Annotated in this window: 11 protein-coding genes; 4 read left to right on the top strand and 7 right to left on the bottom strand. The window is 69.2% G+C overall.

Annotation, left to right across the window (positions count from 1 at the left end):
• Nucleotides 1-9: 9 nt before the first annotated feature.
• The gene (locus DL991_RS02530; protein WP_125780534.1) at nt 10-678 is read right to left on the bottom strand and encodes a hypothetical protein; all 669 of its coding nucleotides are present in this window, start codon (nt 676-678) and stop codon (nt 10-12) included.
• Nucleotides 675-893, bottom strand: a complete 219-nt coding sequence (locus DL991_RS02525) for a hypothetical protein (RefSeq protein WP_125780532.1) — start codon at nt 891-893, stop codon at nt 675-677. Before DL991_RS02525 ends, DL991_RS02530 begins: the two co-directional genes overlap by 4 nt.
• A 154-nt stretch (nt 894-1,047) precedes the next feature.
• On the opposite strand from DL991_RS02525, the gene DL991_RS02520 reads away from it, so the two are divergent.
• The gene (locus tag DL991_RS02520; RefSeq protein WP_125780530.1) at nt 1,048-2,145 is read left to right on the top strand and encodes a C45 family peptidase; all 1,098 of its coding nucleotides are present in this window, start codon (nt 1,048-1,050) and stop codon (nt 2,143-2,145) included.
• Between the two features lie 8 nt (nt 2,146-2,153).
• Nucleotides 2,154-3,701 carry an MFS transporter gene (locus tag DL991_RS02515; RefSeq protein WP_125780528.1) on the top strand — a complete coding sequence of 516 codons (1,548 nt, stop codon included), beginning with the start codon at nt 2,154-2,156 and terminating at the stop codon, nt 3,699-3,701.
• 61 nt (nt 3,702-3,762) lie between these two features.
• Here DL991_RS02515 and DL991_RS02510 read toward each other — a convergent pair whose 3' ends face one another.
• Together DL991_RS02510 and DL991_RS02505 are read right to left on the bottom strand one after the other, a co-directional pair.
• On the bottom strand, nt 3,763-4,251 hold the full coding sequence (locus tag DL991_RS02510) for a nuclear transport factor 2 family protein (RefSeq protein WP_125780526.1): 489 nt from the start codon (nt 4,249-4,251) through the stop codon (nt 3,763-3,765).
• On the bottom strand, nt 4,248-4,844 hold the full coding sequence (locus tag DL991_RS02505) for a TetR/AcrR family transcriptional regulator (protein ID WP_125780524.1): 597 nt from the start codon (nt 4,842-4,844) through the stop codon (nt 4,248-4,250). Before DL991_RS02505 ends, DL991_RS02510 begins: the two co-directional genes overlap by 4 nt.
• A gap of 80 nt (nt 4,845-4,924) precedes the next feature.
• On the opposite strand from DL991_RS02505, the gene lhgO reads away from it, so the two are divergent.
• On the top strand, nt 4,925-6,109 hold the full coding sequence (lhgO, locus tag DL991_RS02500) for an L-2-hydroxyglutarate oxidase (protein ID WP_125780522.1): 1,185 nt from the start codon (nt 4,925-4,927) through the stop codon (nt 6,107-6,109).
• A gap of 205 nt (nt 6,110-6,314) precedes the next feature.
• Here lhgO and DL991_RS02495 read toward each other — a convergent pair whose 3' ends face one another.
• The 3 genes from DL991_RS02495 to serS are packed head-to-tail and all read right to left on the bottom strand — an operon-like array spanning nt 6,315 to nt 9,648.
• The gene (locus DL991_RS02495) at nt 6,315-7,319 is read right to left on the bottom strand and encodes a DUF3558 family protein (protein ID WP_125780520.1); all 1,005 of its coding nucleotides are present in this window, start codon (nt 7,317-7,319) and stop codon (nt 6,315-6,317) included.
• 47 nt (nt 7,320-7,366) lie between these two features.
• Nucleotides 7,367-8,377, bottom strand: a complete 1,011-nt coding sequence (locus DL991_RS02490; protein WP_125780518.1) for a DUF3558 family protein — start codon at nt 8,375-8,377, stop codon at nt 7,367-7,369.
• Nucleotides 8,378-8,379: 2 nt separating this feature from the next.
• Nucleotides 8,380-9,648 carry a serine--tRNA ligase gene (gene serS, locus DL991_RS02485; RefSeq protein ID WP_125780516.1) on the bottom strand — a complete coding sequence of 423 codons (1,269 nt, stop codon included), beginning with the start codon at nt 9,646-9,648 and terminating at the stop codon, nt 8,380-8,382.
• Between the two features lie 133 nt (nt 9,649-9,781).
• On the opposite strand from serS, the gene DL991_RS02480 reads away from it, so the two are divergent.
• Nucleotides 9,782-11,065 (top strand): aspartate aminotransferase family protein, encoded by a 1,284-nt coding sequence (locus tag DL991_RS02480; RefSeq protein ID WP_125780514.1) that lies wholly within the window; start codon nt 9,782-9,784, stop codon nt 11,063-11,065.
• Nucleotides 11,066-11,118 lie beyond the last annotated feature (53 nt).

The raw sequence follows: 11,118 nt of genomic DNA, 5'->3' as shown, positions 1-11,118 counted from the left end.
TCAGCTGGCCTAGGCACGGGTCAGCTGCGTGCCCTGCGGTGCGAAGCGGCCGACGCCTTCGGCGAGGAGACGCTGGTCGAGTTCGGTGTCCTGGACGGCGACGTACAGCGGCGCCGCGTTGACCGGGACCGCGCCGAGCCGGGTCATCCCGGGGCCGACCGGGTCGATGGTGAGCCGGGTGACGTCACGCCACGGCACGACGGTCCGCTCGATCCGGACACCCACCGCGTCCAGTTCGAAGAGCACCCACTGCTGGTCGTGCAGCGACTTCACGTAGCCGATGGCCGCGCAACCGACGGCGATCGCGATGATCCGCAGCACGCCGGGCCCGTCCAGCGAGCCGACCAGTGCGATGAAGCCGAGGACGATCACGACCATTCCGGACAGCTTCGCGGCGCCGACCAGTCCCGCGTTCGGCTTGTGCACGCGGAACCGCACGGCGCGCATCAGGTGTTTGGTGAGCACGCCGCCACCGATCGCGGCGGCGAGCCCGAACATCGTCACCACCAGCGAAGCCGGGGAGAAGTCGACGAGGACGTTGTAACCGGCGACCAGCGCGACGAAGCCGCCTACGACGGTCAGCATCAGCGCGAGCTTTCCCTTGCGCACGTCCCGTTCGCGGCGGTCGAGCGAGGCCTGGTCGGGCGCGGCGAGGAAGCCGCCGTCGATGTTCCTCATCGGGCGTCACGCCCCGCTTCGGCGGCCGCGCGGCGCTCACGCTGACGGCGGTCGAGGACGTACAGCAGTGTGCCGGCGCCGGCACTCACCGCGGCGTAGAGGAGGTCCTGCAGGCCGTCGTCCGGGTAACCGGTGGAGAACTCGACCATCGCGAGCGCGACGAACAGGACGCTGATGACGCCCCCGGCGATGATGTACACCTTGTTGCTGAGCATGGCTTCCCTCGCATGTCGTTGCCTTGGTGAAACCACTTTCGCGCGGGGCACATGACATTCCGATGACAGGCACAGGCAGGCACAGGCAGACGCTGACAAGCACTGACAGCGTTCGGTGCGTGGACGGTCAGCGGTCGCGGAGATCCTCCCGTCCATGACTTACTCAGCGGGATCTCCCGAAGACTTCCTCGCCGTGCGGCATCTGACGTTGCGCGGCACCCAGGCCGAAATCGGCCAGGCGCTCGGCGCCGAAGCGAAGGCGCGCTCGGACTGGTCGCCACCGCCGATCGATCCGATCGTGGCCAGGGCGCGGCGCACCTGGTTCGCGCGGAACTGGCCGCAGTACGCCGAACGGACGGCCGGGTTCGCCGAGGCCTACGGGCTCCCTGCCGACGCGGCGGTCTCCTTCGACAACGCGAGTGCCCTGCCCGCCGGGTCGGGCTGTTCGGCGCTGTGGACGGGGAGCACGCTCGGCCGGAACTACGACTTCTTCACCATGAGCTGGACCCAGCTGGGTGCGGTGATGGCGGGTGAGGAGCCCGTCGACGACGGGACGGTGCCGATGGCGTCACGGCCCTACGTGCTGACGACGATCCCCGACGACGGCATCGCATCCACGTCCCTTTCGATGTCCACAATGGACGGCGCGACGGAAGGGGTCAACGAGGCGGGGCTGGTCGTCGCGCTGCTGATGGCCGACGTCGAAACGGCCGCGCCGCTGGCGGACGATCCCGGCCCGCAGGCGGGCCTGTCGGTCTTGCAGGTGTGCCGGTATCTGCTGGACACCTGCGAAACCGTCGACGAGGCCAAGGAAGCGCTGATGCTCGCCAAGCAGTACACGCACGGCGCGCCTTGCCATTACATCGTCGCCGACGCTTCCGGCCGCGGCTTCGTCCACGAGCGCGGGCAGCACGACATCGAGTACTTCGTCGAGGTCGCCGACGGACCGCTGTGCGTCACGAACCACCTGCTGCACCGTCATCCGGACCTCGACGCGCTGCCCGAGGACACACCGGACACCATGCTCACCTACCAGCGGCTTCGCACCATCACCAAGGAAGCGGACGCCGGGCCGCGCGAGGCGCTCGACGCGGTTTCGTTCGCGATCGAGCCCGGCGCGCCGTGGCGGACGTTGTGGCGCAGCGTCCTCGACCCGGCGGCCCGCACCATGAGCACCCGGTTCTATCTGGGCGACGGCGACAACCGCACCGCACGGCACTCGCCGGAACTCACCTTCGGCGTGTCGAGGTGAACGACGCGGTGACCATCGGGAAGGGCCGCAAGATCGGCACCGTCGTGGTCTGTGTGCTGGCGCAGCTGCTGATCGCGATCGACCTGACCGTGCTGCACCTGGTGCTGCCGTCGCTTTCGGAGCAGATGCACCCGTCGACCACGGAGCTGCTGTGGATCGCGGACGCGTACGGTTTCGCGCTCGCCGGGCTGCTGATCACGATGGGCAACATCGGTGACCGCGTCGGCCGGAAGAAGCTGCTGCTCATCGGGGCGTCGCTGTTCGGTGTCGCTTCGGTGATCACGGCGTACGCGCCGACGACGGAACTCCTGATCGCCGCCCGCGCGCTGCTCGGGATCGCCGCCGCGACACTGATGCCGTCGACGCTGTCGATCGTGCGGAACGTGTTCACCGGCAAGGAACGCGCGGCCGTGATCGGCGTTTCGAGCGGGCTGACGATCCTCGGTTTCGGCATGGGACCGCTCGTCGGCGGGGTGCTGCTCGAGCACTTCTGGTGGGGTTCGGTGTTCCTGGTCAACGTGCCGGTGGTGGTGGTCATGGTGATCGCCGGCGCGCTGATCCTGCCCGAATCGAAGAATCCGGTGTCCCATCGGATCGACGTGCCCAGCGTGCTGCTCTCCCTCGTCGGCATGGTCGGGATCGTCTACACGATCAAGGAAGTCGCGTACAAGGGCTGGGGACACTGGGACGTCGCGGTCGCCGCCGTGCTCGGCCTCGGCTGCCTGCTGGCATTCGTCCTGCGTCAGCCGCGGCTGGCCGAACCGCTGATGGACCTGCGGCTGTTCGCGCAGCGGGCGTTCTCGGCGACCGTCGGCACCACGATCCTGGCGATGTTCGCGCAGCTCGCGGTCTCGCTGATGTTCGCGCAGTACCTGCAGCTGGTGGCGGGCTGGTCGCCGCTGAAGGCCGGGCTCGCCGGGCTGCCAGGGATGGGCGGCGCGATCGTCGGCGGGGTGCTCGCGCCGCTGGCGATCAAGGCCTTCGGCCGCGCCGCGACGATCGCGCTCGGCTGTGCCCTGTCGGCCGTCGGTTTCGCGTTGTACTCGAACATCGGCGTGACGATCGTCTACACGGACCTGCTCGCCGCGATGATCGTCTTCGGGGTGGGGCTGGCGCTGATCCTCACCGTCGCGACGGACACGGTGCTCGGCGTCGTGCCGAAGGCCAGGGCGGGCGCGGCGTCGGCGATTTCCGAGACGGCGACCGAACTCGGCGGCGCGCTGGGGATCGCCGTCCTCGGCAGTGTGCTCGGCGCGCTGTACCGGAGCGAACTCGTCATCCCGGCGGGTGTGCCACCGGAGGCTTCGGCGGCGATCTCGGACACCCTCGGCGGTGCCGTCCAGGTCGCGGCACAGCTGCCGCCCGAGCAAGGAGCGTTGATCCTCGCCACCGCGAAACTGGCGTTCGTCGACGGGTTGCAGGTGACGATGCTGTGCTCGGCGGGGCTGATGGCGTTGCTCGCGGTGAGCGCGTTGTTCAGCCTGCGCGGGGTGCCGAAGGTCCTCGAAGACCCTGAGGAGGCTTCGGCCGCTACGCCTGTTTCCGCGGCGGTGTGAAGTGTCATGAACGACCCTTTCCTGACGTTTTTCGTCGGGAAAGGGTCCTTCGTGACACTCGTCAGCGAGGTCCGGCCAACGGAACCGCCCGCTTGTCGCCGGACCGCACCATGGCCAGCAGGGGTTTCGCGGCGAACTTCAGCAATCGGGCCGCGAAGGTGCGGCCGTTGCGGCGCGCGATGTCCGGGCCGAAGGCGTCCATCAGCGCGACGAGCCCGGGCAGCGGCCGCACGAACAGCGTCACTTCGGCGATGAGCCCGTCTTCGTCGAGTTTCAGCACCGCTGCCTCTTCGACGTCCTCGCCGCCGATTCGCGCGGTGTAGACGACGACCCGCGTCTTGCCGTCACCGGTGTCGGTGTGGAACCGGACGTCGCGCAGATGGGAGTAGGCGACTTCCAGCAGCGGCCTGAGTTCCACGTGCCCGGTGAACCGGACCCGGTCGGTCAGCGGCGAACGCACCACGGCGTCCGGCGCGAAGGCGCTCAGCCCGAGTTCGACGTCCCGGGTCTCGAGTGCCCGGCGGTACCGCTCGGTGGTGTCGGTGCTCATCTGTCCTCCTGGATCAGGTTCCCCAGTCCGCGCCACAACAGATCCGTCGTGAGCGCGACGACTTGCTCCCGCGGGATGTCGCGGTTGCTCCACCACCAGGTGGCGATGGCGTTCAGCGCGCTCTTCGCCGCTTCGGCGAGCGCTTCGTTCGCGCGGTCGCGCGGCAGGTCCGCGGTCAGCGCCAGGCCGGGCACGCGTGCGAACACCTCGGTCAGCCGCCCGGTGGCCCTGGCCTGCCCGCGCCGGTGCACCTCGGCGACACCCTCGTCGGACGGCGTCTCGGCGAAGATCATCCGCCAGCCGCGTTCGTTCGTCTCCATCCAGGCGAAGATCGCCGCCACCCGGCCGCGCAGTGACTCCTCGGCGGTGCCCGCGAGCGGCAACTCGGCCCAGCCGGCCAGCAGACTGTCCACTTCGGACTCCAGGAGTCCGGCGTACAGCGCCGCCTTGGACGAGAAATGGTCGTAGAGCACGGGCGTACTGATCCCGGCGGCCGTCGCGACCTCGCGCATCCCCGCCAGGTCGTACCCGGACGCGGCGAACACCCGCGCCGCCGCGGCCAGGATGCGTTCCCGGCGTTCGTCCCTGCTCAACCGCTTACCTGACATCGGTCAGGTACGCTACCAGGTAACCTAACGATTGTCAGGTAGCAGCCCGGGTAACCTGGTCGATCGTGCGTACTGTCGTGGTAATCGGGGGCGGGATCGTCGGGCTCGCCACCGCCTGGGAGCTGACCAAACGCGGTCTGGACGTCACGGTGCTCGAAAAGGAGGACCACTGGGCGGCCCACCAGACCGGGCGCAACTCGAACGTCGTGCACGCGGGGCTCTACTACAAGCCGGGTTCCTTCAAGGCCAGGATGTCCACCGCGGGCAATCGGTCCATTGTGGACTTCGCTCGGCAGTACGGGGTGCCGGTCGAGGTATGCGGCAAACTCGTCGTCGCCACCTCCGAAGCGGAGCTTCCGGCGCTGAAGGTGCTCGCCGAACGGGCCGAGGCGAACGGTGTCCCGGCCAAGCTGATCACCCCGAGCGAGGCCCGCGAGTACGAACCCGAGGTCTCCTGCGTCGCCGCGCTGCGCGTGGAATCCACCGGCATCATCGACTTCCCCGCCGTCTGCACGGCACTCGTGCGGCTGCTCGACGAATCCGACGCCGACCTGCGTCTCGGCACGCCCGCGCAGGGAATCCGCCCTGGCCGCACCGGCGGCGTCGAGGTGGCGACCGGCGACGACGTGATCCACGCCGACGGCCTCGTCAACTGCGCCGGCCTGCACGCGGACCGCGTCGCGCGACTCGCCGGGCTCACCCCGAGCGCGCGGATCGTGCCGTTCCGCGGTGAGTACTACGAACTGAAACCCGAACGCCGCCATCTGGTGCGCGGCCTGATCTACCCGGTCCCGGACGCGTCGCTGCCGTTCCTCGGCGTGCATCTGACCCGCATGCTCGACGGCAGTGTGCACGCCGGCCCCAACGCCGTGCTCGCGCTGCGCCGCGAGGGCTACACCTGGCGCGACTTCTCCGCGAAGGACCTCGCCGAGGTCGCCCGCTTCCCCGGCGTCTGGCGGCTCGCGCGCAAGTACGCGTACCCGACCGGGCTCGACGAGGTCCGCCGGTCGTTCTCCCGCCGCCGCTTCGCCGAAAGCCTCGCGCGGCTCGTGCCCGCCGTCACCGAGGACGACATCGTGCGGCACGGCTCCGGCGTCCGCGCGCAGGCACTGCGCCCGGACGGCGCGCTCGTCGACGACTTCCTGATCGAGACCGCGCGGAACCAGGTGCACGTCCTCAACGCGCCCTCACCGGCGGCGACCAGCGCACTGGAGATCGCGAAGCACATCGCCGACGAGGTGACGGACTAGCTTTCGCGTGATCGGGAGGGCGATGAGGGTGCCGGGATTCGCTCGCGGCCGTGGGGCACCCAGGTCTCGCGAAAACCCCTCTTCGCTACCGCACCCCTGCCCCGACGTTGCGAAAGCCACTTTCGCAACGTTGAAGGTTGCCAAAGTGGCTTTCGCAACCTGCCGCCTTTGCCTTACCCCGCACTAGACGGCGAACTCGCGTGAGTCAGGACGAGGGCGGCAGGTTCCCGTTCAGCATCGGAACGGCGGCCTTGATCACGTCGCACGCCTTCGCGGGATCGTCGAGGTTGCCCGCGATGATCGCCACCGTCGACGTCGGGGTGATCGCGAGACCCGCGGCGCACAGCTTGCTGCCCGCCTGGGTGTAGAGCTTCCACTTGCGGTCGCCCGAGTCGAAGTCCTGGGGGTCACCCTGCGTGATCAGCGTCGGAGTCTCGTCCATCGGCTTCGTCGTGTAGAACCACAGGTCGAGCGCCTTCTCGCCCTTGTCGCCGTCCGTGTCGGCCCACTCGCAGCCGAACTGGTTCGGGTCGGCGCTGGACTTCAGCGGCTCACCCGTGGGTCCGAGCCGCAACTGGGCGGTCTGTTCGGGCTTGAGCATGGCGCACGGGTCGGTGCTCAGGAGCGGTCCGCCCGGCTCGGCGGGCTTCTGCCCCGGCGGGGCGGTGATCTGCGGGTCCTGCTGCCCGCCCGGGAGCTTCGACGCCACGGCCGGGGCCGCCGCCTTGGCGAGGTCGCAGGAGTTGCCCTCGGTGTGGTCGGGGCTCTCGCTGGCGATCTCCACGAAGGAGTCCGGGGTGATTTCGGTGCTCAGCGAGCAGTACTTCGGGCCGAGGATGGTGGCGTACCGCGTCCAGGTGAACCCGCCGATCCCGAACTTCTCCCCGGCCTGCGCGCCGCTCATGTAGTCGTTCAAGGACAGGTCCTTGCTCAACGACACCTCGAGGTTCGACGCCTTGCGCACGTCCTCCAGTTTCCGGAACCGGCAGACCGCGGGCGTCTTCTGCTCGGGCTTCGCGGCGCGTTCCTCACCGGGGTACGTGACACCCAGCGCGTTCGCGTGCTCCTGCGTCAGCAGCTCGCACGGCTCGGCCTTCGTGTTCACCGGTCCCTGTCCGGGCACCGGCGAGGCCGTACCGCCGATCGTCGACGTGCAGCCGCCGACCGCCAGCACCGCCAGCCCGATCGCGAGCGAATTCCGAAACCGCATGCGTCCCCTCCTCATCGGCTCGCACACTACTTGTGCGCGGCCGCCGTTCACGAACCGGCGGGCAACGCCGCGCTCACCGTCGGCAGCGCGGCCCGCAGCAGGTCACAGGCCTTCTTCTCGTCGTCCCAGTGGCCACTGGAGACCTTCACCGTGGACGTCCCGCTGATCGGCAGGGCGGCCGTGCAGTACCTCGCGGTGGCTTCGAACCGGACCGTCCACTTGCGACCGCCGAGGTCGATCTCCTCGGGGGTGCCTTCGAGACCGGCCACGTCGGCGACGGCCGTCGCGAGGAAGAGCGTCACGTTGAGCGGTCGCTGCCCCTTGTCGCCGTCGGAGTCCTTCCACGAGCAGCCCTTGTCCTCGGGATTCGCGAGCTCGGCCGGGGCGATGGGGGTTCCCGGGGCGATGGCCAGCTTCGCTGCCTCGTCCGGCTTTAGCAGCGCACAGGGATCGACCTGCAGCAACGGCCCGGAGGGTTCGGGCTTTTTCTGCCCCGGTGGCGCGACGATCTTCGGATTCGGCTCGCCACCGGGCAGCCTCGACGCGATCGCGGGGGCCGCGGCGAGCGCGAGATCGCAGGCCGTCGCTTCGGGCGCGCCCGTCTGGGTCTCGCTGCCGAGCTCGACGAACGACGACGGTCCGAGTTCGGTGCTGAGGGAGCACGCGGTCGGGCCGAGCGGGGACGCGTAGCGCGTCCAGGTGAAACCGCCGATGCCGAACTTCTCCCCCGGCCGGGCGCCGGCGTAGAAGTCGTTCAGCGGGATGTCGACGCTGTGCGTGATCGAAAGGGACACCCCGCGCGGCGAATCGTCGCGTTCGGACAACAGGCACATCGGCGGGACCAGCTGGGCCTTGTTGCCCTTGGTCTCGACGCCGGGCAGTTTGAGGGCCAGCGCGTCGGCGTGTTCCGTGCTGAGCAACGAGCACGGCGCCGCCTTGGCGGGCACCGGCCGGTGGCCGGGCACCGGCGACGCCGTACCCGAGATCGTCTCGGCACATCCGCCGAGCAGGAGGACCGCCGCGAAGAGCGCGGTGAGCGGCTTGCTGCGGCGGTTCATGCCTACTTCGATGCCGGCGTGAGCACCTCGGTTCCGCCGAGGAAGGGACGAAGCGCCTCCGGCACCCGGACCGAGCCGTCTTCGAGCTGGTGGTTCTCCAGGATCGCGACGATCCACCTGGTGGTGGCGAGCGTGCCGTTCAGCGTGGCGACGGTCTGCGGGCGGCCGTCGGCGTCGCGGTAGCGGATGCCGAGACGACGGGCCTGGAACGTCGTGCAGTTCGACGTCGAGGTCAGCTCGCGATAGGTGTCCTGCGACGGCACCCACGCCTCACAGTCGAACTTCCGGTACGCCGACGTGCCGAGGTCGCCGGTGGCGGTGTCGATCACCCGGTACGGGACCTCGATCTTGGCGAGCATCTGCTCTTCCCAGTCCAGCAGGCGCGCGTGCTCGGCCTCGGCGTCCTCGGGACGCGTGTAGACGAACATCTCGACCTTGTCGAACTGGTGGACCCGGATGATGCCGCGGGTGTCCTTGCCGTACGAGCCGGCCTCGCGGCGGTAGCAGGACGACCAGCCCGCGTAGCGCTTCGGCCCCTTCGCCAGGTCGAGGATCTCGTCGGCGTGGTAGCCGGCGAGCGGGACCTCGGAGGTGCCTACGAGGTACAGGTCGTCGTCGCGCAGCCGGTAGACCTCCGACGAGTGCGCACCGAGGAAACCGGTGCCGGCCATGATCTCCGGCCGCACCAGGGTCGGCGTGATCATCGGGGTGAACCCGTTCGCGGTCGCCTGCGCGACGGCCATGTTCAGCAGGCCGAGCTGGAGCTGGGCGCCGATGCCGGTGAGGAAGTAGAACCGCGAGCCCGAGACCTTCGCGCCGCGCTCCATGTCGAGTGCGCCGAGGCCCTCGCAGAGTTCGAGGTGGTCCTTCGGCTTGAAGTCGAACTTCTTCGGCTCGCCGACGTGCTTGAGCACGACGTAGTCGTCCTCGCCGCCTTCGGGCGCGTCGGGGTGGACCAGGTTCGGCACCAGCCGGTGCAGCTGCTCGAACTCCTCCGAAGCCTCGGTCTGCTCGACCTCGGCCGTCTTGACCTGGGCGGCGAGGTCCTTCGCCTTGGCGAGCAGTTCGGCCCGCTCGTCGCCCTGCGCCTTGGGAATGAGCTTGCCCAGCGACTTCTGCTCGGCACGCAGCTTGTCGGCGGCGGCGATGGACGACCGGCGGCGGGAGTCGAGGGAGAGCAGCTTGTCGACCACTCCTTCGTCCTCGCCACGGGCGCGCTGCGAAGCGCGCACGACGTCCGGGTCATCGCGCAGAGTCCTGGGGTCAATCACGAGTGCTGAGAGTAGTCCGTGCGAGCCGCACAAAATGTGCGGGTCCGCGCGGATAACCCGACAGTCTGATCGTTGCCGCCCGTTTCGGGCCGTCCCCATACTGAGATCTCCCTGCTGCGGACGGAGAAACCCGATGACCGATGCGGACCTGCTGGCGCGGCACAAGGCGGTACTGCCGTCCTGGCTGGCGCTCTACTACGACGAGCCGATCGAGATCGTGCACGCGCAGGACCGCCGGGTCATCGACTCGTCCGGGCGCACCTACCTCGACTTCTTCGCGGGCATCCTGACGAACTCGATGGGCTACGACGTCTCGGCGATCAGCGACGCCGTGCGCAAGCAACTCGACACCGGCATCCTGCACACGTCGACGCTGTACCTGATCCGCTCGCAGGTCGAGCTGGCCGAACGCATCGCGAAGCTCTCCGGCATTCCCGACGCGAAGGTGTTCTTCACCAACTCCGGGACCGAAGCCAACGACACCGCGCTGATGCTCGCCACCCAGTACCGGCGTAGCAACCAGGTGCTGGCGATGCGGAACTCGTACCACGGCCGGTCGTTCGCGACGGTCGGCATCACCGGCAACCGCGGCTGGTCGGCTTCGTCGCTCAGCCCGGTGAAGGTGAGCTACGTGCACGGCGGCTACCAGTACCGCAGCCCGTTCCGGGCGCTGTCGGACACGGAGTACATCGACGCGTGCGTCGCGGACCTGGTCGACGTCCTGGAGACGGGCACTTCGGGCGACGTCGCCTGCATGATCGCCGAGCCGATCCAGGGCGTCGGCGGGTTCAGCTCACCGCCGGACGGCCTGTTCAAGGCGATGAAGGAGGTCCTCGACCAGTACGGGATCCTGTTCATCTCCGACGAGGTCCAGACCGGCTGGGGACGGACCGGGGAACACTACTGGGGGATCCAGGCGCACGACGTCGTCCCCGACGCGATGACCTTCGCCAAGGGCCTCGGCAACGGGCTCGCGATCGGCGGTCTCGTGGCACGCGGCGACCTCGTCGACTGCCTCACCGCGAACTCGATCTCGACCTTCGGCGGCAACCCGGTCGCGATGGCAGGCGCGGCCGCCGTGCTCGACCACATCGCCGAGGGCGACCTCCAGGCCAACGCGCTCGCCCGCGGCAACGAACTGCTCGACGGCCTGCGCGCGGCGGGGAACCCGCTGATCGGGGACGTGCGCGGCAAGGGGCTGATGATCGGCGTCGAACTGGTCGAGCCGGGCGGCATGAAGCCGAACCCGGGAGCCGCCGCGCGGATGATGGAGGAGACCAAGGCGCGCGGACTGCTGATCGGCAAGGGCGGGCTGCACGGCAACGTGCTGCGGATCGCGCCGCCGATGACGCTCACCGCGGAAGAGGCGGCGGAGGGCCTCGGGATCATCACCGACGCGCTGGCCGCCATCTCCTGACAAGTGAGATGAAAGGCCCCTTCATTGCAAATTTTGCGATGAAGGGGCCTTTC

This window comes from Amycolatopsis sp. WAC 01375 (assembly GCF_003947325.1).
Classification (GTDB): domain Bacteria; phylum Actinomycetota; class Actinomycetes; order Mycobacteriales; family Pseudonocardiaceae; genus Amycolatopsis.
The sequence above is the reverse complement of the archived record's forward strand: the minus strand, read 5'-3'. Positions and strand labels throughout refer to the sequence as shown.

Bases quoted from the DNA above. Each gene is read 5' to 3' on its own strand.
- DL991_RS02530 (WP_125780534.1), bottom strand. From the start codon at position 678: ATGAGGAACATCGACGGCGGCTTCCTCGCCGCGCCCGACCAGGCCTCG.
- DL991_RS02525 (WP_125780532.1), bottom strand. From the start codon at position 893: ATGCTCAGCAACAAGGTGTACATCATCGCCGGGGGCGTCATCAGCGTC.
- DL991_RS02520 (WP_125780530.1), top strand. From the start codon at position 1,048: ATGACTTACTCAGCGGGATCTCCCGAAGACTTCCTCGCCGTGCGGCAT.
- DL991_RS02510 (WP_125780526.1), bottom strand. From the start codon at position 4,251: ATGAGCACCGACACCACCGAGCGGTACCGCCGGGCACTCGAGACCCGG.
- DL991_RS02495 (WP_125780520.1), bottom strand. From the start codon at position 7,319: ATGCGGTTTCGGAATTCGCTCGCGATCGGGCTGGCGGTGCTGGCGGTC.
- DL991_RS02490 (WP_125780518.1), bottom strand. From the start codon at position 8,377: ATGAACCGCCGCAGCAAGCCGCTCACCGCGCTCTTCGCGGCGGTCCTC.
- DL991_RS02480 (WP_125780514.1), top strand. From the start codon at position 9,782: ATGACCGATGCGGACCTGCTGGCGCGGCACAAGGCGGTACTGCCGTCC.